We start from the raw sequence: 21014 nt of genomic DNA, 5'->3' as shown, positions 1-21014 counted from the left end.
ACAACAGGAGGTGCCCAATGACGCTCGCCCTAAAACGTGCCTATGACTCTCCATCCAGTGAGGACGGCGATCGCATTCTCGTCGACCGTATGTGGCCGCGAGGCGTATCGAAAGAAAAGCTTGAGATCCGGGAATGGCTCAAGGATGTGGCACCTTCGAACGAATTGCGGAAGGCCTTCCATGCGGGGGAGGTGACCTGGAGTGAGTTCCGTAAATCCTATCTGAGCGAGCTCAAACCGTATCGGGATACGCTTCGGCGCATCGCGCAAGATTCACGGGACCATACAGTCACGTTGGTGTTCAGTGCGTCGGAAAAGGAACGGAATAATGCCGTAGTGCTAAAACAGTACTTGAAGATGCTGGGCGGGAAATAGGCTGTTCCGGTAAGCCCGGTATGCTATCGGTAAAGGTTAAACGAAGTATGAAGAAAAGGAGGGGCATCGCCCCTCCGCCTGCGCGAGCGGCTGTCAGGCTGCCTGCTTCTTCTCGAACCAGTCCTTGGTGCCGCCCTCATAATCGAACACCCGGGTAAAGCCGGCATCCTCCAATTCCTTGGCGGCTTTCGGTGAGGCAGGGCAATCGAAACTCGCGCAGTAGACCACGACCTTGCGGTCCTTGCTGCCGACCACCTCTTTCACCCTCCTGGTAAAGTCGTCGTCACCGACCGGTATGTTGATCGATGTGCGAATGTGCTGTTCGTTGAATGCTTCGGGATCGAGCACGTTGATCAGGACAAAGTCCTCATGCTCGGTTTCGTTCATGGTTTTCAGTTCGTCACGGCTAATCGGTTTCATAATGTGCCTCCTTGGCATTGCACGCTGAATGGCACGACTGAAAACTGCGTCGCTTTTAGTTCCTAAGAATACGAATAGGGTTAATTCGCTTGGTCGACTGCCGGAAAGCCCAAGTCTCTTAAAGACCTATCCGGCCCTACTATTGAGCTGCAGCCAGGAGATCCTGATTTCAACCGTCAATAAACTAGCCGCATTTGAGTGACCGACGTTTGGAAAGAAGACCGCCGAAGGGGAAGGGCATTTTTGGCGGTAACCACGGTTCGCGTTTGTGTCGTACCTGTCGATGGCCTGGACTTACTAGGGCTTGGACATGAGGTGCCGTGAAAACGCCAGGAGGTTATCCAGCCCCTGGATATCGTCTTCGAGCAACGGTAAGCGCAGCTGGGGCATAGTGCCCAGGCGCTGGTCGATATCGTCGAGATGCCGCTGTTGGCGCTCCCGACGATGGGCCCAGAAACGGCTGTCTTCATTGTCCGGCAATAGCCGGTTGACGATGGCGCCGGCGACCGGAACCGAGGCGCCCCTGAGAGAATTCACCGCCCGCTCCGTTTCCAGGATGGGCAGCCGCTCCGGCGTTAAGACGAACAGGAAGGCCGTGTGTTCGGCGTTGTTGAGTACCCGACGTGTCCGCTGGAACAGCCGCTGGCGGGCCAGCAGGGTTTCTGTCAGTTCCCGGCTGCGCGGATCCATGTCTTCCAGGGCATGCTCCTTGGGATCGGTCAGCGGGTTGTCGACGCTACGTCCCGGCGTCAGGTGAGCCAGGGCCTTGCCCAGTTTTTCCGACCGCTTGTTGTGCTTGAGCAGGCCATCCGTCCATGCCGCCATAACCTCCGGCAGGCTCAGCAATCTGAGCGTGTGACCGGTGGGTGCGGTGTCGAAGATCAGTAGATCGTAATCCTTTTCGCTTTCGCCGATGAGACGGGACATGCGCTCAAGCAGGGCGGCTTCCTGGGCGCCGGGGGATTGGCTGCTAAGGCGGAGTTGGCGCTGAAGTTCGTTGACCTGGTCCGGGCCAACGTAGCGGCGCATCTGGCCAAATACCCGTTCCAGGTAGGCGTCCACTTCCGTATCCGGGTCGAGCTCCAGGGCGGTCAGGTTGGGCCAGAGCGTGGTGGGCATGCCGCCGATAGCACGGTCGAATGCATCCGCCAGACTATGGGCAGGATCGGTGGAGACCAACAGCACTCGCCGACCGGCCTCGGCCGCAGCCACAGCCAACGCAGCGGAAACCGTGGTCTTGCCGACTCCGCCTTTCCCGCCAACCATCAACAGGCGTTTGCTGCCTATCAGTTTCTGGATATCGAGTAATCGTTGGGTATCGAGCATGCGACCCTCAGCAGCAGCGCATGTTGTCCAGCGGCGAGCGTTCCATGCCCATACGCTTGTGCCAGTCGTGGAAACGTTCGAGCAGCAGTGGCTGCAGTTCCAGGGTGTACCAGCTGGCAGGATTGGGAATGCCCATCATCTCGCCGAAGACCAGTAACATGAACAGGTCGTCCTCATCACGCTTGGCGCGGGCAATGGCGGCACGGTAGGGCGCATTGTAGTATTCCGCTCCGGCAGCGCTGGCGCGCTGGTACCAGTATTTCAGGCGGGTCAGGGTGTCTTTCATTATGATCTCCCGGGCGCCACGACCTCGCGACAAACCTGACGACGAGGAGCGTGGCGCCGGTTCAGTTTCAGGATGCGCCGGACTGCTGGCGCTCCTGCTTGAGACGACGCAACGAAGCAATACATTCCAGACTCACCAGGATCGCCGCCACCAATACGACCAGATCGAGCGTCAACAGGAACCAGTCGCCCTTGGTGTAGAAACCCTTGAGTTGGATCAGCAGCGCATAGAGCGTCATCACCAGTAGGAAGATGAGCGGCACTACGGTGTAGATCGTGGGTGTGCCGCGACGAACCAGCATGACGGTCACGACCAGCAAGGTCAGCCCAGCCAGCAACTGGTTGGAGGTGCCGAACAGCGGCCAGATCAGCAGACCGCCGGAGCCGTCTGCGCCGCCAGCGCCGAAGGCCAGCAGCAGGCAGGTCCCGACAGACAGCAGGGTGGCCGGCGCGGCCTTGGACATCCACTTGACGTTATAGATCTCGCCCCATTCCTGAAAGATATAGCGCTGCAGGCGCAGGCCGGTGTCCATGGTGGTGCCGGCAAAAAGCGCGGCCATGACCGTTAGCATGGTGCCGGCGACTTCGGCATCCAGGCCGGTACCCTGGCTGAGGATGGTTGCGCCCCCGTTGACGAAAGCCAGTACGCCGCCCTGGCCAAAGGAGGTGTAGACCGCCTGCCAGTCGGCAAGGGAAGCAAAACCCGCAGTCGCTGCAATGATGGCCGCCAACGCCAGTGCACCTTCCCCGGTGGCACCGAAATAGCCGACGAAACGGGCGTCGGGCTCACGGCGCAGCTGTTTGGACGTTGTCCCGGAGGCCACCAGGCCATGAAAGCCCGAAATCGCGCCGCAGGCGATGGTGACGAACAGTAGGGGAATCATCGATGGCGTTCCGGCAGGAACGTCCTGGTTGATCATCGGTGCGACGACCGTCGGGTTGCCGATGAGAACTGCGGCATACAGAGCAATCAAACCCACGAAAAGCTGCAGCCCATTGATGTAATCCCGGGGCTGCAGCAGCACCCAGACCGGCAGCAACGAGGCAATCGCCGCATAGCCGAACAGGATCAGGATCCAGGCGGCATTATCCGACAGGCCACCGACCTGCTCGGGCAGTGAAACCGGTACCGACGGCCCGATATAGATGAGGAAGTAGAGGGCCACAACGCCGACCAGGGACACCAACGGCAGACTCATCTTGCCCCGGTAGATCAACTGGCCGATAACCAGCGCCACAGCGATAGCGCCCCAAACCGGAACTACCGAGCCGGGATTGTTGATCAGCAGTCTGGCGATGACCACGCCGAATACCGCGTTCACCATCAGCAGGACCAGGAAGATAACGATGGTAAAGATCGACCGGGCGCGGGTACCGACGACCTCGCCGGTCAGCGTGCCGATCGACTTGGCCTTATTGCGCACGCTGGCCCAGATTGCGCCGAAGTCGTGGACGCCAGCAAAGAAGATGGTGCCGATGGTCACCCAGAGGAAGGCGGGCAGCCAGCCCCAGATAACGGCAATCGCCGGCCCGACAATCGGCGCAGCGCCGGCGACAGACGTGAAGTGGTGGCCCCAGAGTACGAACTTGTTGGTGGGTACGAAATCAACGCCATCCTCGAATTCGTTGGCCGGCGTGCGGAAGTTCTCATCGACCTTGTAGATGACCTTCGCAATAAAGCGGGAGTAGAGGAAATAGCCCAGAGCCATTCCACCCAGCCCCAGTACAAGCAGCAATATGGCACTCATCGTCAGTTCCTGATTTCTGGCTTGTTTTATGACCGATTGTCCATGAACCTCTGACAAGTCTGTCAGCGATGCTGCCGAAGGCCGCGGCGGTGATACGCCTTGGATGGCCGGGAATGCCAGAACCGCTGACGGACGTCCCCCGGAGTCATACCGCGGACAAACAGAGGAACCTTAATGGTCGGCCGTCAGTCTTTGATTTTCAATAGACTTTCTGCTCCCTGATCAATTCAGGCCCCGGCTATCGCGTTTTTAGCTTGACTGGCGTGCAAATGTGAGAATTATGAATTCTTCTTCACTCTAATGTTAATGGTGGCGCCTCTGGAGCCGTCTACACTGGTGATATGACGCCCTTGAAAAGTCTTTTTGACATGGACCTAGGGGGCGTTGGGTGCTGTTGCGACTTTGAGTCGTGTTCCCGCTCTTGGTTAGGCAGCCCGTTTTCTGAACAATAAGGTGGTGAATCATGGGTAGTAGTAGTCGGGGTTTCGTATCTTGGGGTTTGGTGGGTTTGAGCATCGTTGCCCTCGCGGGTTGCGGAGGCGGCGGTGGAGGCGGTAGCGACGATGGGGACGGAGGTTCCGATTCGGCTACCGAGATAAAGGCCGGCGCTTTCAATACGACGATTACTTATCCGGACTCCGACAACGAAGTTGCTGGTGTAGCTTTCGTCAGTCCGACTGGTCGATTTGCTTCTGTCGTTGTTCGAACGTCTGTCTATTCAGGTGGCCAGCTGAATTTCGACTCATCGGGTAAAGTATCTGGTCCGGTTCAGGACGTTGCATATAGCACCGGTGAGAAGAAGTGGGTTACGAATACGGGTTCGCTTGAGGGGCAGGTGAATAGCAGTTCGAACATGGTGCTCACTGGTCGGGGCGTGGAATTCGAATCGCAGATTGAGTTTAAGCGCGAATCTTACTTGAGTGACCGCGGTGTCAAGTTCTCCCAGATGGCCGGAGTTTATTCAATGGCCGAGACGACCGGTGGCACGGTTACGCTGACGGTCTACGAAGATGGGGAATTGGATGGGTCCGACGAAACAAAATGCCAATTTAACGGTCAAGTGACGATACCAAACACCTCCGTCAACTCGTATGAAGTCGATTTCACTGTGACACAGTGCCAAGACGACAGTAGAGGTGTGAAAGGCAGCCTTCGCAACGGTACATACAGTGGTGTGGGGTCGCTTATCCCGGACGATGCCGGGGGCACACTTAGCTTTGGCAGCAGTGACGGTGAAGTCGCTTTGATCTTCGTCGGTGGCCGCGGCACCAACAACTAATTTAGGTGTCGAGCATTGCCGGCGGTGCGGGCCGTTCATCTGCAACGGCCGGCTGCTCGGGTCCGACGACCCGGTTCCGGCCCATCGCCTTCGCCTCATAAAGTCGATGGTCGGCGCTAGCTAACAAAGCCCGCAGGGTGCGGCCATCCGCACCCAGTTCCGCGATCCCTAGACTCATGGTGAGCGGTATTTCGATGCTGCCCACCCTGAGGGGATGACCTTCCAGCGCGGCGCGCAAATCCTCGCAGAGTGAATAGGCCTGCCTGCTGTCGGTCGATGGCAGCAGGATCCCAAACTCCTCACCTCCCAAGCGGCAGCCCAGGTCGGTTTTGCGTAACCGCTTGCGAATCAGTTCCGCAACGAAGATCAGCGCCTGGTCGCCGACGTCGTGACCGTGCTGGTCGTTCACATCCTTGAAATGATCCAGGTCCAACACGACCACCGCTAACGGCGTGGCTTCCCGTCGGGCGCGGGCCTCTTCCCTTTCGAAAACATCCTGCAGCATGGCGCGATTGTTCAGCCCGGTCAGCACATCGGTATTGGCCATGTGTAACAGCTTGAGTTCCGAGCGTTCCCGGCTGACCTCATAGACATGGGAGAAAGTTACCAGGCACAGGGTGAGAATCACCATGTTCAATATGGGCGCAGGTTGCATCAACGCCGGTGCGTCATGGTACTTGACGAGGAAGATGGTCGCTGCGACCCCCACATAGAACACCGAGATGGCCAATCCCATACGCCGGCCGTGGAGCAGGTGCGAGAGCAGCGGAATCAGCAGTACCCAGCCAAACACCGTGATCGTGGCCCGTTCGGTGGTCAGGGCAAACATCATCGTGGTGAAGAACGGGATGGAGTAAGCGTAGATCCAGCGTTGGAGAACGGCAGTGCGACGAACCCGGGCCAACAGGAAGAGGGAATAAGCCGACATGGCAAGTTCCGCCAGGGCCAGGGGCATATTGGCGCGCTGGAGATTTACGATGCCGAAGAGAATGCCGGAAATGGCAGTAATGCAAAGCAAGGCAACCAGCACCGCCTTGCGATGGGGTTGGGCCAACTTTCGCCGGGTTTCTCGCGTGTTATGCATCGCAGATCGTTAACGTGTACAAGAATTGTTCAGGAGAGCGGTTTTGAACCCTATCGGACGGCGGGCGCAAAAACAACAAAAACTGCGATCTGAATTGTCATAAGTTGTTGAAAGGCGCGATCATACGGCCACGTTTCACAACGCTCAGGGGCGAAGCAACCGCTAACAGGTCAGGCTTTGAACCCGGGCTGCACGCTATAGCTGCGAATGCAGCCCGTCACTCCTTGCACCTGTCGATGCTAGAACGCCGTCGTTACCAGGTATGCGGTATAGGCAATGTAGGCGGCGATCAGCGCGGCGCCCTCGAAACGGTTGACCCGGCCCTGCCCACGGAAGCCGTAGCCGATTACGAACAGCGAGAGGGTCAGCGCCGCCATCACCATGATGTCGCGCCAGAACACTTCCGGTCCGACGGACATGGGGTGGATGACGCCGGCGATGCCCACCACGGCCAGGGTGTTGAACAGGTTGGAACCGAGCACGTTGCCGAGGGCCAGGTCATGTTCGCCCTTGCGGGTTGCGATGATCGAGGACGCCAACTCCGGCAATGACGTGCCCACCGCAATAATCGTGAGGCCGATGATCAGGTCTGTCACCCCGAATCCGCGGGCGATTTCCACCGCGCCCCAGACGAGGATGCGGGAGCTGATGATCAGCAGTACCAATCCCACGATAAGCCAGAGCAGGGAGCGGTTCAGCGGCATGGGGCTGGCGTTTAGCTCCTGCTCCATCTCGCTGCCGAGAGGGTCGTCCTTCTGACGCATCCCCTGCACGATAGTCCAGCCCATTAGCCCGGCAAACACGACCAGCAGGATAATCGCTTCCAACCGCGTCACTGTGCCGTCCCAGAGTTGCCAGGCTGCGAGCACCGTCACCAGGGTAAGTAGCGGCAGTTCCTTGCGTAGGATCTGTGAGTGCACGGCGATGGGCGCAATGACTGCTGTCAGCCCCAGGATCAGTGCGATATTGGTGATGTTCGAACCATAGGCGTTCCCCAGGGCAATGCCCGGGTTGCCTTGTGAGGCTGCCAGGGCAGAAACCACCATCTCCGGCGCCGAGGTACCGAAGCCCACGACGACCATGCCGATCAGCAGCGCCGGCATACCGAAGTGTCGCGCGGTTGCGGCTGCGCCATCCACAAAACGATCGGCGCTCCACACAAGAAGCGCCAGTCCTGCAATAACAGCGATGAAAGCGAGGGTCATAAACCGGGTCCAGTTCCTGTTTTGTTAATGAAGTAATTTTTGGTGAAACGGTTATTCATGAAATGGCTTTCAGAGGAATAGTTGGCGATTGAAGGGTGGCCGATCAAACCGTTATTGATCAAACCGTTATCGATCAAACCATGGTGCCATCGAATCCGGAATGATGAGAGCAAGTTCGCCTCTTGGGCTATCGAGCCCGGCAAGGTGCGACTTTAGCGATGTACGGTAAAAATTCCATAGCTGTTTTCGAATCCTGTCGATTTTCATCCCTGCTGTTCGATCAGATCAAACCAGCCGACTGGAAAGTGGGTTTGAGTGCTTTTCCGTTTCGATACAACGTCCCTGCAATGACAGCTTGCAGGAGAGACAGTTTATAGACCCTGTTGTTCATACAACGACGCAAATTGGAGACTCCCGTATGTCCAGTGCCATCTTCGTCAACATGACCGTGTCGGATCTCAAGCAGTCCATGGGCTTCTTCGAGGCCCTGGGTTATCGCTTCAATCCCCAGTTCACCAATGACGAGGCCGCGTCCCTCGTCATTTCGGATACGATCTACGCCATGCTGCACACACCCGACAGTATTCGGCGCTTCACGCAGAAAGAAATTGTCGACGCCCATAAAGCAACGGAAGTGCTGCTCGCGTTACAGGAAGATAGCCGGGAGGCCGTCGATGCGCTGACCGAAAAGGCGCTGGCGGCCGGCGGAAAGATCGCACGGGAGACGGAGGACCATGGCTTCATGTACTGCCGGTCGTTCGAGGATCTGGATGGCCACATCTGGGAGATATTCTGGATGGATCCCAGTCAGATGCCTTCGGCCTAGGCCGATTCCGGCGCCTGCCGACCTGTGCAGCGAGCGCCGGATAAAAATTTACTTCCCGCAGGCGGTTTCGAGGGCCTGTTCGATATCCTCGATAATATCGTCCACATGCTCGATACCGATGGACAGGCGCACCAGGTCTTCGCTGACCCCGGCGCTCTTGAGTTCTTCGGCATTGAGCTGGCGGTGGGTGGTGGAGGCCGGGTGACACGCCAGTGACTTGGCGTCGCCGATGTTCACCAGGCGGTAGATCAGCTTGAGCGCGTCGATAAAGCGGGCACCGGCCTCAAACCCACCCTGGATGCCGAAACTGAGGATGCCCGATGCTTTCCCACCGCAGATCTTCTCGCAGGTTTCGTTGTACGGGCTGCTTCTCAGGGCGGCGTAATTGACCCATTCCACTTTTGGATGTTGCTCCAGGAACGCGGCCACCTTTTCGGCATTCTCGCAGTGACGCTCCATGCGCAGTGCCAGGGTTTCCAGTCCCTGCATGATCAGGAAAGCATTGAACGGCGACAGCGCCGCCCCGGTATTGCGCAGGGGCACGACACGGCAGCGGCCGATAAACGCGGCCTCGCCCAGGGCCTCGGTGTAGATCACGCCGTGATAGGACGGATCGGGCTCGTTGAGCATGGGGAACTTCGCGGCGTTGGCTTTCCAGTCGAAGATGCCCGAATCCACGATTACACCCGCGACGGTCGTACCGTGACCGCCAATGTACTTGGTCAGCGAGTGAATCACGATATCCGCCCCGTGCTCGAACGGACGACACAGGAAAGGCGTGGCCACCGTATTGTCGACGATCAGCGGGATGCCGTGGCTATGGGCGATCTCCGCCCAGCGCTCGATATCCACCACGTTGCCGGCCGGATTGCCGATGGATTCGCAGAAAAGGGCGCGGGTGTTGTCGTCGATGGCCTTTTCCACCGCATCGAAATCATCGTGCTGGGTAAAGCGGGTTTCGATGCCCTGGTTGGGTAGCGAGTGCGCAAACAGGTTATAGGTGCCGCCGTAGAGTTGGCTGGTGCTGACGATATTGTGACCGACGCGGCAAATGGTTTGCAGCGCGTAGGTGATCGCGGCCATGCCTGAAGCTACGGCCAGCGCGCCAACCCCGCCTTCGAGTTTGGCCATGCGCTCTTCCAGTACGGCATTGGTGGGATTCATGATCCGCGTATAGATGTTGCCCTGGACCTTGAGGTCAAACAGGTCGGCGCCGTGCTGGGTGTCGTCGAATGTGTACGAGGTGGTCTGATAGATCGGTGTCGTGGCTGCATGGGTCGTCGGATCGCCGCTGAACCCTGCGTGGAGTGCCAGTGTTTCTGGTTTCATCGTTATGCTTCCATTCTTTGCGTCTTTTTATAGGTTAACTGTCTGGTGTCTTTATCGGCCGAAATGAATTTCGAGAGGCCTCAAGGAACCTGAGTATAGACCGGGGCTGCGAAGGTCGTCATTGCCTATGATCAGTCGTAACGACCTTCTTCCCTCAATGTGTCCTCGTCGATGGGCCGAACCTTGATCGTGCCGATTCGCCGATAGCAGCTCCCGGCGATCTTCATAGCCTGCTCGAAGTCCTCCGCTTCGATCAGGACGTAGCCGCCGATCTGCTGGTTTCACTATAGTTCATAGCTGATCACACTTTTATTGCGGCTTTGTCGGTCTGACGATTTGAGACGCCGGCGCCCGCCTGTTCATCGACGCACTGTGCCCGGATCGGGAGTTGGCGTGTCTCTTGCTGCGTTAAGGGGAGTAACAGGTATTCAAAGCGCGGAACAATGGCGAAGCGAGGGCATGCAATGGGATATGCCTCAGGCAAGGCGGCTATCCAGGGAAAAACCATCCATCCGATGGATGCGATGAGTCAATTACAGGCTGAACACCGGCACATCCGGCGCTTGTTCGATCGTATTGGCCATCACCAGCAGCAGAACGATTTGACCGTCCTGCTACAGGCCATCTGTGACCAGCTCACGATCTACCTGGTCCTGAAGGAGGAGGTCTTCTATCCGGGGATGCGGACCGCCGCGACACCCGGCCAGCGGGCGCAACTCGATGAGTCGCTTGTTGAGCATTACACCCTCAAGGTAATCATGGACACGCTCGACGGCCAGGCCCCTGGCGACCCGTTATTTGGCGCCAAAGTGAAGACCCTCCAACGGCATTTCACGCAACAGGCAAACTACGAGGAGGAGATCCTGTTCCCTGAGTTGCAGGCCCTGACGACAGTGGATTTTAGCCAGCGGCTGTACGATCGTCGTCGCGAACTGGTGGAAGACATGCGAGAGCATCGCCTCGACGAAACCAGCGGTATCCGTTAGATACGTCCCTTCTGCCGTCCGGAGCGTGATGTTTTCCTGTTTCCAATCCCTTATGTTTTCCTTTCTTCCATAAGAAAGCCCGGCTGGGAGCCGGGCTTTGACTTCGTGTTCCCCTGCCAAGGATGTCTATCAGGCCGCCTTGCTGTGGGCGGTGATCCCGGCGAACACGTTCTTGCAGGTGTCGGCTTGCAGGTGTGGCACCATGTCGCCAATACTGACGATGCCGACGAGGCGCTTGTCCGCGTCGACCACTGGCATGCGGCGCACCTGCTTCTCGCCCATATTCTTGGCCACGGCTTCCACATCGGTGTCGTCGAAACAGTAGAGCACGTTATCCGTCATGATGTCTGCGACGGTGGTAACACTGACATCGAGACCCTGGGCGACGCCACGGAGCGCAATGTCCCGGTCGGTAATGGTTCCGGCCAGCTTATCTTCACCGATCGGCAAGAAGCCGATACCGCGCTGTGCCATCTGTGCTGCGGCGTCCTTGAGCGTGGTGGACGGCGTGACCAATTTTACGTCTGCATTCATGATTTCCCTGATATCCATAGCAACGCTCCTTCTCTGCTTGGTTGTGGATCATTCACCTGAGGACGATTGGCGTCCTCGACACTAAGAGCAGACTTCACTTTTAGTAGAAGCGAAGACTGGGCCAGGTCGTAATCCCATGAACGTGTTTTTAGATACCCGGCCGGTAAATGCCGCCAACGGCCGGGTTGCGCGGAGCAAGATGTTAGCTCTGTTTAATCCTGATGCGGACGTACGGTCGCAGTGGTCGTCCACCCGAGGCGTTTTACTGCCAGGGCAGCGCCCCGGCATGGTTTTCGGTCGGTAAATCCTACAAGTCGTGTTGCAAAGTTTGCCGTTGGAGCGCTATCGGTTGTTAGGTACAGAGAATGGGGGTGGACCTATCGAACCCTCCCCAACGGATCCGTTAAAGAGGCTTCAACCTGGGTTAATGCGGGACTGGAAGCGGGCGCTATAGGGTAGAGGTGAAGTCTTTACCTCGCGGCCAATCGGTGCTCTTAAGTCACGAAAAAAGGTTGGTCGAAGGTGTTTCAAGGATCGAAAACTACATTCTCCACCATAAAGCAGTTTCGTTTGACCGCCTCGTTTTCAGTCGAATGAAACCCGCCGTCAGTTGAATGTGACTGCAAGGAGCGTGAAGGATGAGCGTGATAGAGGATTCAAAAACCTCCTGTTCCGCCGGATACCCTTCCGACGACGCGCCTCCCGTCGCCGCGAACCACATGCTGGTTCTGGGCCATGCCGATACCTCCCTCAACCTGTCCGAAATACCCGATACGCGTAACTGCACGGCCACCTTTACGCAGAATGCAGGCTATGCATTGCAGGTACTACGGGAGCTAAAACCGGGCCTGGCCGTGCTGGACGTGGGGCGCGGAACGGCAAGCGATCTGTCGCTGGTCGAAGAAGCTGCGAAGCAGGGGGCCAGGGTCGTGGTCATCGGCCAGGACGAGCGAGGTCTGTTTGCCCAGCAGGCGAGGGCTCGCGGCGCCTCGGCTTATCTGGAGAATCCGGTTCGCACCGAACATCTCTGGGCGACCCTGCGCGGGCCAGCGCATGAGGAACAATCGACTCGGCTCGACCCCGAAACCGAGCCTTCGGATAGCCGTCATCCACGTAATACCGAGGCCGACGAACCCGAAGCCAGCGCCTGGGATCTGGTGCTGAGCGATTCCCCAACCATGCGGTCCATCGCCGAACAGATCCGCCGGGTAGCGCCTACGTCCGCAGCGGTGCTCGTTACGGGCGATAGCGGAACGGGTAAAGAAGTGGTGGCGCGCGCCATCCATGAACAGAGTAACCGCAGGGACAAGCCGTTCCTGCCGGTCAATTGCGGGGCGATCTCCCCGCAGCTTATCGAGAGCGAACTGTTTGGCCATGACAAGGGCAGCTTTACCGGCGCCGTAAAGGATCATCAGGGTGTGTTCGAACGCGCCCATGGCGGCACCCTGTTCCTGGACGAAATTACCGAGATGCCCCTGGAGCTTCAGGTGAAACTGCTTCGCGTGCTGGAAACCCACGAGTTCGTGCGCGTCGGGAGCAGCCGTGCCCAGCAGGCGGATGTGCGGGTCGTTTGTGCCTCCAACAGGATGCCGGAACAGGAAGTCGAAGCCGGCAATTTGCGCGCGGACCTGCTCTACCGTATCCAGGTTTTTCCCATCAGGCTGCCGCCGCTTCGTGAGCGTGAAGGGGATATCCCGTTACTGGCGGCCCGATTCCTTGAAGAGTTGAATGCCGAGGCGGACTGCAATACCCAGCTCGCTCCTGAAGCATTAAGGGTGCTTGAAGACTACCACTGGCCGGGCAATCTGCGGGAACTCCGGAACGTCATCCAGCGTGCCCACATCATGGCGGATGGCACTATCCGAATAGACGACCTGCCGGCCGAGATCCGTGAACCCGCGAGTACACACGGCGAGAGTGGCCCGAGTCTGACCGTCAATATCGGCACCTCGGTGGCAGAAATGGAGAAGAACCTCATCCTGGCGACGCTGAAGGAAACCGGTGGTCGCAAGGATCGCGCAGCACAGGTGCTCGGGGTCAGCCTGAAGACCCTCTACAACCGGCTGCGCGATTACGAGCGGGAAGACGCATAGCGTCTCCCGCGCTGGACGCCTAGAGCTGCTTGCTGCCGCCAGTGACGCCGTAAATCTCGCCAGCTACGAAACTGGCAGCGGGAGAGGCGAGGAAGACATACAGCGGCGCGACTTCCGCAGGCTGTGCCGGACGTCCAAACAGCGTGTTGCCACCAAAGCCTTCCACCTTTTCAGGCGGGAAGGTGGACGGGATTAACGGCGTCCAGACGGGTCCAGGTGCCACGCCATTGACCCGAACACCTTGCTCAATGGCCTCCTCCGCCAGGGCCAGCGTGAAGTTGGCGATGGCAGCCTTGGTTGCCGCATAGGGCGCGAGATTCACGCTTGGCTTGAACGCCTGGATCGAAGTCGTATTGATGATGCTGCCCCCTGGCGGGATATGCTTCAGGGCCGCGCGGCAGAGGTAGAACAGGGCTTCGATGTTGGTGCTGAACGCCCATTTGATCTCCTCGTCGGGAATATCCGCCATCTTCTCATAGCTCATCTGGAAGGCGGCGTTGTTTACGAGGATATCCAGACCATCGAACTCATCGACGACTCGCTGTATAACGTGGTCGCAGGCTTTGCGATCGGTTTGGTCCATCTTGATTACCAGCGCCTTGCGGCCCTCGGCATGGATCAGTTCAGCGGTGTTCCGCGCGTCCTGGTCCTCGGTCAAATAGGTAAAGGCGACATCGGCGCCCTCGCGGGCATACGCCAATGCCACTGCCTTACCGATGCCGCTGTCTGCGCCGGTTACCAGCGCTGTACAACCTTCCAGCTTCCCGGTGCCGCGATAACTATCCTCTCCGTGGTCCGGTACCGGGCGCATCTTGTCCTCGCGGCCAGGTATGGGCTGCTGCTGGCTTGGGAATTCGGGCTTGGGGTATAGGGTTCTCGGATCCTTGAGTGGCGAGCCTTTGGATGGGGTCATAACTCGATAGCCTCCGTTCTGAAGATGATTTATCGAGCCTGTAGTCGGTCTCTGCCAGATCGTTGCATGTGCCGACAAACAGGCTTATCGACGCCGCAGGAATGACCGCTTGCTATTCCGGGTCGGGGTGGTCTTCATGAAGAGATACGAACAGGGGCCGCCAGCAACGCCTCGCGGATAGGGCTTGCGCTCGGTGATTGCTGCCAGCCTTCGTATCGCCAATAATCATCATGAATCCTCATCATGACACCGTTCGCGAACCCGGAAGAATAACCCATGACAAGACAAACCCCGTTCTCTGAAGGCCTGCCCGTGCCGGTCGACGATGGCGCCTGCGACCACCTCGAAGGCATGAGGTTGCCCTCCGTACCCATGCCCAGCACCGAAGGCGACGTTGTCGACCTTTCCCGCTTGTCCGGCGTCGTGGTGGTCTATTTCTACCCGCGCATCGGTAGTCCCGACAGACCGACGGCTGCAGGGTGGGGGGATATTCCCGGTGCCAAGGGCTGCACGCCCCAGGCCTGCGATTTCCGCGACCACTACGGCGAGCTCAAGGCTCTCGGCGCTACCGTGTTTGGCGCCAGTGCCCAATCGACGGACGAGCAGAAAGAAGCGGCCGGACGGCTGGAGCTGACGTTCCCGCTATTGCACGACGAGGGGTTCGCGCTCGCCGGGGCGTTGAAACTGCCGACCTTCGAGTTTGAAGGGAACCGCCTGATCAAGCGTCTGACGCTGATCGCCGTCGATGGAACCATTCGCAAGGTGTTCTATCCGGTTTTCCCACCCGATGGGCATGCAGAGGAAGTCATTGAGTGGATCCAGTCGAATAGCCGCTGACTCGAAGTAGGCGTAAGGAGTCCCGGTAAGTAGTGGCGGCAACAGCCGGGGCGTGTTCGTGCAAGCGCCGGCCTACAGGAGTTCCAGCTTACGTTCGTACCAGTTCAGTACGGCGCTCTTCGCAACCATCCTGTTCCCCATTTCGGGAAGGCGTGGGTAATCACGTCAGCGGCAAATTCCATCAGGAAGTGGGATTTCAGGCTCGCACGGGCTTTCTGTGTACCGGGCTCAAGATAGGGCGACGACGACAAGAGCAGGAAGCCGTCATCGGGAATGCGGCCGCTGTCCATGTTGTTGCGGATGATGGTGGCGGCGGTGCGTATCGGGTGGGCAAGGTCGGGGCTATAGGGACCGATGATGAGAGCCACGTTCGGTACGTGCAGGAAATCGAAGCCACGACCCACGCAGATAACCCACTCCCGGTGCTCGATATCCAGCTCACGCGCCGTATCGCGCATCTTGGCAATATGGCGGACATTGCCTTCTACCAGGGGCAACAGGTCGCGCAGGACTTCCGGCGGCATATCATGGAGCAGGGCGGTGATCCGGGGCTGCAGGGTGTCTGTTTCCGATACGCCGACCGAAGCCAGGTCGAGCACCTCGGTATCTGGTCCGTGGAGAATCAGGGCATCTTCATCGGTCTCGAAGCCGCAAACCAGCGGATAGACGGTCTGGTGGGTGGTACCGAACAGGACTTCAAGCTGTTTCCTGATCTCGTAGGCGTGGGCGATGGCTGCGGCCTTGTCGCAATTGAAGCCTGCACAACCCCGTGCTTTCTCGCCCCGCGAGAAGTGGTAGGTGATGATGATCAGCACGCGCCGGCCTTCCTGGATGGCCTCCTGGACCGTATCGGATACCATATCCCCGAGATAGGGCCACCCCAGGTTGAAAATTCCGCCAAGGTTACGGAACGGGTTGATCACGCCTATGGGCGTCTGCGTCGCATAGGGCAGATGGATGCGCCCGTCCATGCATTTCAGGGCGACGATCAGGGTGTTGTGCTCTGCCAGGTAACGCCGGCGGGCAAGATGGTTATCCGGACTGCAGAAACTGGCGGAATGCTTGCGGCTCAGGTCCATCAACCACTCGATACGAGCATCGATAGGTTGCGAGTGAATCGACGGTTGAGCTGAGAGGAAAGGCTTGGTCTGGTCCATGTCACTGGCGCCCTGCGGCAGGAGAGGTGACTACCAGTTTCGCGCATCGGCTGCGGAAGTAGAATCGGCTTTTTGGCGAGCTGAACGAAAAACGCCCCGCTTGGTGGCGGGGCGCTCGGTGCTCTAGCCGACTTCAGCTGGCCTTACGGCGCAGGATCAGACCGGCAAGTCCAAGGCCCAATAGGCCAAGGGTGGCGGGCTCGGGGACGGATGCGAAGCTAATGCCGGCAACCGCAAAGTCGGTATTGCGCGGGGAAGCGATGCGGGCCGTATCAGCGAAGAATACGATCGAAGTCACGTCGGTGTAACCCAGGTTACCGGTTTCGGCGTAGCCGCTGTTCAGGTAGCCGTCGAGGACCTGGCCAACACTGGTGCCGTTAACGACCCACTGGGCTTTCTCGGTTTGCGAGTCGCCTGAGTTGGCCGTGCTTGGGAACAGGTCGAAAAAGTGCAGGTTCGTAACGTCCAGCGCCTGGGAGAAAGTGACCAGGATGCGCTCGACATTGTTCATTCCGCCTACGCCAAAGGTAACTTCGTCGTCGCCGTTGCCGGCACCATCGGTGTCGCAGGCCAGAATGGTGCCGCAAGGTGCATCGTCCGAACCGTCGAAATCAGTGAAGGTCAGCGTACCCTGGCCGCCAATGGCGGTAATGGTAACGTCGATGCCTTCGATCGTACGGGTTTTACTGGAAGACGTGTCGCCGCTCAGGTTGCTCTGCCAGAGGGCGTCGGTGAAGTCGATGATGCCAGCCTGTGCTGTACTTACGGTCAGGCACAACAGGGCACCCAGGGCCAGACTGCGAGAACCTCTCATACTACTCTCCTTGACTTGACTACATTCCTTGATTTCCAGTCCCGACTCCGCTGAATGGGCTAGGTGCGGGATACTGCTCTAGTCCGCAGCAATAAGCACAAAACGCTCCAAGTATGGAATTTTATTTCTAATCATTAGCTTATGTTTATTTGGAGAGGTTTCGAACCGGGTGCTATGTAAAGAAAATCAACAGAGCGCTTCGGGCAGGCGGGAATGGGTGTCTATTTTCCTGACGCTGTTCCGGAATTGATACAGTTCTTCAGTGAAGGGCCGATGAGGCGGTCGTCGGCGCAAGGGAAGATGATCACTCAATCGGAGGCCGCAAAAATGCGGCCAGAAAAAGGTGCATCGTACTTTAGCGGGAATATGCCTAACGGAAAGCATTCCGGGAACAGGCAGCCCGCCGGAACGCCCTGAGCCTCTGGCGACGGGCTGGGGCGCGGAGCGGAGGTTTGGAGAGAGGGGGACGAGGCGAAAGCCTCGCTCGAAGTCGGATCTGGCAACGATGGGCGCCTGACGACGCTGCCCCCTCTCCCCGGCCCTCTCCCGCGAGGGGAGAGGGAGTTTATGCCGGTACTTTGGAGATACGGCTACTTTTGCAACACCCTCTAAAGCGTCGGCTACATTTTCCAGATAACTCGAGCATGTAGCAGATGCTTCAGCTTCTGAGGCGCCGAAGGTGCCCACGTTGTCACGACTCGTGCAGGGGGGCCATCACACTAATCCGCTATGAACCAAAAAAAAGGGGGTATCTGGCAAAGCCGGATACCCCAAGCACCGATGACAGATCATCGTAGAAGGTGATTTGACTTAGTCGGAGGTGGGCATCTCCTTGACTGCCGAGTTCATCCGGCGGCGCAGGATCGGGCCGATGATGTACGGCAGGATCAGCCCGAGACCGGCAAAGACCCAGAGGCCGATAGCCAACCCGCTTTCCCACAGTACCGTCCAGTCGCCGTCTGAAATATCCAGCGCGTGACGCAGGTTCTTTTCCATCTCCGGTCCTAACAACAGACCAAGGATAATGGGCACCAGCGGGATCTCGAGTTTGCGGAAAATGTAGCCGGCAACTCCGAAAGCAACCATGAAATAGAGGTCGAAGGTGGTATTGCTGATCGAGTAGATACCAACGAAGGCCACCATGGTCACGATCGGCAGCAGGTACATCGGCGGAACCGACAGCAGCTTCACGAATATGCCGACCAGCGGAATGTTCAGCACCAGAAGCAGGAAGTTGCCAATCAGCAGCGCAGCAATGACACCCCAGACAATGTCGGCGTTCTGGGTGAACATCAGCGGGCCTGGCGTGATGTTCATCGAGATCAGCAGGGCCAGCAGCACGGCTGTAGTACCGCTACCGGGTACGCCCAGCGTCAGCATGGGAACGAGTGCACCACTTGAAGCCCCGTTGTTGCCGGCTTCGGGGCCAGCCACACCACGCGGATCACCCTCGCCGAAGTAGCCTTTCTTGCCGACCACTTTCTTTTCCAGGGTGTAGCCGATGAAGCTGCCCAGGGAGGCGCCAGCGCCGGGAAGGACCCCCGCGATAAAGCCGAGGACACCGCCGCGGAAACACGAAGGCATGATGCCCCGAATATCTGAGAAGCTCAGCTTGAGCTTGTTGACGGTCATCTTCTCCTTGCCGCCACCGGCCTTGTCCTCGATGAAGAACAGCAGTTCGGAGATGGCGAAGAGACCGACGATGGCGATGATGAAGTCCACGCCTTCATAGAGTTCCAGCGTGCCAAAGGTGAAACGCTGTACGCCGGTATTGTCGATGCCGACAGTGGCGATCATCAGGCCGATAGCCGCAGCGACCACCGTCTTCATGGGATTCTTGCCAGTAATGCCGCCAAGGGTGGCAAACGCCAGCAGGAAGAGCGCGAAATACTCCGCCGGGCCGAACGTCAGTGCGAACCGGGCCAGGATCGGCGCCAGCAGGATCAGGCCTATGGTGGCAATCAGGCTGCCCATAAAGGAGGCGATAGCAGAGATGGCCAGTGCTTCGGCAGCCTTGCCCTTCTTTGCCATGGGATAGCCGTCAAGGCAGGTCATCATCGCCGGTTCGTCACCGGGAATATTCAGCAGGATCGACGATATCCGTCCGCCGTACATCGCGCCGGCATAGACCGCCGTAAGCATGATCAGGGCGGTTTCCGGACGCAGGCCCAGGGTGAAGGCCAGCGGGATCAGGATCGCCACGCCGTTTGCGGGGCCAAGTCCCGGCAGGGCGCCGATCAGTGTGCCGAGGAATGCACCCAGCAGGGCAAACATCAGGTTTTCAGGCTGCAGCGCGACGGCGAAGCCGTCCATCAGGAAGCTAAGGGTTTCCATCAGTTGGCCTCCATGAAATCAAGCAGGCCCAACGGTAGCGCCAGGTCGAGCGCAAAGTTGAACAGGAGGAACACCACGACACCAGCCACGCCGCCGGTAATAAATGCCTTAACCGGACGCGCGCCCATGCGCCAGCACAGCGTGCCAACGGCGAGTGTGGTGCTGATGATGAAACCCAGCGGCTGCAGGAGCATGGCATAGAGCACCAGCACGACCACGGCGATGACCAGCTCTACCCCCGTGCGGCTCCAGGGCCACGCGTTATCGGGATCGGGACGGACCACCATGTACAGGCTGGAGAGTCCCAGCACCACGGCCAACAGCAGCGGGAAGGTTTCGGGTCCGACGGCCTCGGACCCACCGAAAGGTTCGGGCAGCTGAGTCGCGCCCCAGCCATACGCGATGGCCAGGACGATCATCAGAACGCCGAAGATACGGTCGTTCAAGGTAGTCATCAGCGGATCAGCCCAATGTCCTTGGACAGGTCTTCGATAGACTGGATCTGCTCCTTAACGAAGCTCTCGAACTCGTCAGCGCTCATGTGGAAAGGCATCAGGCCGTTCTGGGTCATGACTTTCTTCCACTCGTCGCTTTCGTAGATGGTGTCCATCGACTTGATCCAGTATTGCTTGGCGTCGTCGGAGATATCCGTCGGCATGTAGAAGCCGCGCCAGTTAGGACCGAGGGCATCGATACCCTGTTCACGTGCGGTCGGGATGTCGGAGTACTTGCCCGGCAGGCGTTCTTCGGAAAGAACGGCCAGCACGCGCAGGTCGCCGGACTCCATGAAGCCCTGGGCTTCGCTGATGTCACCGGTGAAGGCGTCAACATGTCCGCCGACCACTTGGGTCATGGCTTCGCCGCCGTTGTTATACGATAGGTAGGGAATGCGCGGCAGGGCGTCCACGTCGGCTGCCTTGGCTGCGATCAGGACCTTGAGGTGGTCCCATCCGCCTTTGGCGCTACCGCCGGCAAACTTCACGCTGCGCGGATCTTCTTTCAGTGCGTCCATCAGCGCGGGCAGATCTTTGTACTCAGAGTCCTTGGAAACAGCGATAACGCCGTAGTCGGCACCCAATGCACCGATCCAGTTGACCATGTCGGCATCCATACCCGGGAACTGGCCCTGGGCGAGGCGGGTCGTAGTTGCGGTGGACGCAGCAACCAGCACCTGCTCTTCACCTGCACGCTTGCTCACGGTGTGGGCGTAGGCGACACCGCCGCCGGCGCCGGCCATGTTAATGGTCTGGACGCTGCCGGGTACGATGTCCAGCTGTTCCATGACGTTACCTACGCTACGGCAGGTGAAGTCCCATCCGCCGCCCGGATCCGCAGGCGCGATACATTCGACTTTGCCGGAAGGTTCCCATGCAAGGGCAGACAAACTGAAAGTGGCCATTGCCACCAAAGACAGGCATCGTTTGATAAACATCATTGTCACCTCTGTTTTGTTGTTGTGCCGTCCAGGGG

Annotated in this window: 20 protein-coding genes; 6 read left to right on the top strand and 14 right to left on the bottom strand. The window is 58.6% G+C overall.

Translation table 11 applies throughout. The annotated features are described in order from the left end of the window. Window positions 1-17 precede the first annotated feature (17 nt). Window positions 18-374: a DUF488 domain-containing protein gene (locus RE428_RS16480; protein ID WP_004583035.1), complete on the top strand. Its 357-nt coding sequence runs from the start codon at window positions 18-20 to the stop codon at window positions 372-374. Between the two features lie 93 nt (window positions 375-467). Here the strand turns inward: RE428_RS16480 and RE428_RS16475 are convergent, their stop codons facing one another. The 4 genes from RE428_RS16475 to RE428_RS16460 all read right to left on the bottom strand — a co-directional run bounded on the left by RE428_RS16475 (window position 468) and on the right by RE428_RS16460 (window position 4153). Further along, a complete protein-coding gene (locus RE428_RS16475; protein ID WP_004583034.1) occupies window positions 468-794 on the bottom strand; it encodes a rhodanese-like domain-containing protein in 327 nt (108 codons plus the stop codon). A 297-nt stretch (window positions 795-1091) separates the two neighbouring features. Continuing rightward, a complete protein-coding gene (locus RE428_RS16470) occupies window positions 1092-2120 on the bottom strand; it encodes an ArsA family ATPase (protein WP_004583033.1) in 1029 nt (342 codons plus the stop codon). 7 nt (window positions 2121-2127) lie between these two features. Next, window positions 2128-2406, bottom strand: a complete 279-nt coding sequence (locus RE428_RS16465; protein ID WP_004583032.1) for a cory-CC-star protein — start codon at window positions 2404-2406, stop codon at window positions 2128-2130. Between the two features lie 67 nt (window positions 2407-2473). Further along, window positions 2474-4153 (bottom strand): carbon starvation CstA family protein, encoded by a 1680-nt coding sequence (locus tag RE428_RS16460; RefSeq protein WP_004583031.1) that lies wholly within the window; start codon window positions 4151-4153, stop codon window positions 2474-2476. A gap of 463 nt (window positions 4154-4616) precedes the next feature. Here RE428_RS16460 and RE428_RS16455 point away from each other — a divergent pair, with 463 nt between their 5' ends. After that, on the top strand, window positions 4617-5432 hold the full coding sequence (locus RE428_RS16455) for a hypothetical protein (protein ID WP_004583030.1): 816 nt from the start codon (window positions 4617-4619) through the stop codon (window positions 5430-5432). 1 nt (window position 5433) lies between these two features. On the opposite strand, the gene RE428_RS16450 is transcribed toward RE428_RS16455, so the two are convergent. Both RE428_RS16450 and RE428_RS16445 read right to left on the bottom strand, forming a co-directional pair. Further along, window positions 5434-6516 carry a GGDEF domain-containing protein gene (locus RE428_RS16450; protein WP_004583029.1) on the bottom strand — a complete coding sequence of 361 codons (1083 nt, stop codon included), beginning with the start codon at window positions 6514-6516 and terminating at the stop codon, window positions 5434-5436. A 239-nt stretch (window positions 6517-6755) separates the two neighbouring features. Then, complete coding sequence (locus RE428_RS16445) at window positions 6756-7721, bottom strand: calcium/sodium antiporter (protein ID WP_004583028.1); 966 nt, start codon at window positions 7719-7721, stop codon at window positions 6756-6758. A gap of 418 nt (window positions 7722-8139) precedes the next feature. On the opposite strand from RE428_RS16445, the gene RE428_RS16440 reads away from it, so the two are divergent. Beyond that, entirely contained in the window at window positions 8140-8547 is a 408-nt protein-coding gene (locus RE428_RS16440; RefSeq protein ID WP_004583027.1) for a VOC family protein, read from the top strand. A gap of 48 nt (window positions 8548-8595) precedes the next feature. Here the strand turns inward: RE428_RS16440 and RE428_RS16435 are convergent, their stop codons facing one another. Then, window positions 8596-9876, bottom strand: a complete 1281-nt coding sequence (locus RE428_RS16435) for an O-acetylhomoserine aminocarboxypropyltransferase/cysteine synthase family protein (RefSeq protein WP_004583026.1) — start codon at window positions 9874-9876, stop codon at window positions 8596-8598. 464 nt (window positions 9877-10340) lie between these two features. Between RE428_RS16435 and RE428_RS16430 the strand changes: the two genes are divergently transcribed. Continuing rightward, complete coding sequence (locus RE428_RS16430; protein WP_004583025.1) at window positions 10341-10862, top strand: hemerythrin domain-containing protein; 522 nt, start codon at window positions 10341-10343, stop codon at window positions 10860-10862. A 129-nt stretch (window positions 10863-10991) separates the two neighbouring features. Here RE428_RS16430 and RE428_RS16425 read toward each other — a convergent pair whose 3' ends face one another. Beyond that, a complete protein-coding gene (locus RE428_RS16425; RefSeq protein WP_004583024.1) occupies window positions 10992-11414 on the bottom strand; it encodes a CBS domain-containing protein in 423 nt (140 codons plus the stop codon). Window positions 11415-12034: 620 nt separating this feature from the next. On the opposite strand from RE428_RS16425, the gene RE428_RS16420 reads away from it, so the two are divergent. Next, window positions 12035-13489 (top strand): sigma-54-dependent transcriptional regulator, encoded by a 1455-nt coding sequence (locus RE428_RS16420; RefSeq protein ID WP_004583023.1) that lies wholly within the window; start codon window positions 12035-12037, stop codon window positions 13487-13489. A gap of 19 nt (window positions 13490-13508) precedes the next feature. On the opposite strand, the gene RE428_RS16415 is transcribed toward RE428_RS16420, so the two are convergent. Beyond that, on the bottom strand, window positions 13509-14402 hold the full coding sequence (locus RE428_RS16415; protein WP_004583022.1) for an SDR family oxidoreductase: 894 nt from the start codon (window positions 14400-14402) through the stop codon (window positions 13509-13511). Window positions 14403-14678: 276 nt separating this feature from the next. On the opposite strand from RE428_RS16415, the gene RE428_RS16410 reads away from it, so the two are divergent. Beyond that, on the top strand, window positions 14679-15239 hold the full coding sequence (locus RE428_RS16410) for a peroxiredoxin (RefSeq protein WP_004583021.1): 561 nt from the start codon (window positions 14679-14681) through the stop codon (window positions 15237-15239). Between the two features lie 104 nt (window positions 15240-15343). Here the strand turns inward: RE428_RS16410 and RE428_RS16405 are convergent, their stop codons facing one another. The 5 genes from RE428_RS16405 to RE428_RS16385 all read right to left on the bottom strand — a co-directional run bounded on the left by RE428_RS16405 (window position 15344) and on the right by RE428_RS16385 (window position 20976). Then, on the bottom strand, window positions 15344-16396 hold the full coding sequence (locus RE428_RS16405; RefSeq protein WP_004583020.1) for a carboxysome shell carbonic anhydrase domain-containg protein: 1053 nt from the start codon (window positions 16394-16396) through the stop codon (window positions 15344-15346). A 133-nt stretch (window positions 16397-16529) separates the two neighbouring features. Continuing rightward, window positions 16530-17210, bottom strand: coding sequence for a PEP-CTERM sorting domain-containing protein (locus tag RE428_RS16400; protein WP_004583019.1), 681 nt, complete (start codon window positions 17208-17210; stop codon window positions 16530-16532). 810 nt (window positions 17211-18020) lie between these two features. After that, window positions 18021-19544 (bottom strand): tripartite tricarboxylate transporter permease, encoded by a 1524-nt coding sequence (locus tag RE428_RS16395; protein WP_004583018.1) that lies wholly within the window; start codon window positions 19542-19544, stop codon window positions 18021-18023. Further along, window positions 19544-19999: a tripartite tricarboxylate transporter TctB family protein gene (locus RE428_RS16390; protein ID WP_004583017.1), complete on the bottom strand. Its 456-nt coding sequence runs from the start codon at window positions 19997-19999 to the stop codon at window positions 19544-19546. The genes RE428_RS16395 and RE428_RS16390 overlap by 1 nt, the downstream gene beginning before the upstream one ends. Then, a complete protein-coding gene (locus RE428_RS16385; RefSeq protein ID WP_004583016.1) occupies window positions 19999-20976 on the bottom strand; it encodes a Bug family tripartite tricarboxylate transporter substrate binding protein in 978 nt (325 codons plus the stop codon). The genes RE428_RS16390 and RE428_RS16385 overlap by 1 nt, the downstream gene beginning before the upstream one ends. Window positions 20977-21014: the final 38 nt, after the last annotated feature.

Source organism: Marinobacter nanhaiticus D15-8W, assembly GCF_036511935.1.
GTDB classification, from domain to species: domain Bacteria; phylum Pseudomonadota; class Gammaproteobacteria; order Pseudomonadales; family Oleiphilaceae; genus Marinobacter_A; species Marinobacter_A nanhaiticus.
This window is presented reverse-complemented; position numbering and strand designations above follow the sequence as displayed.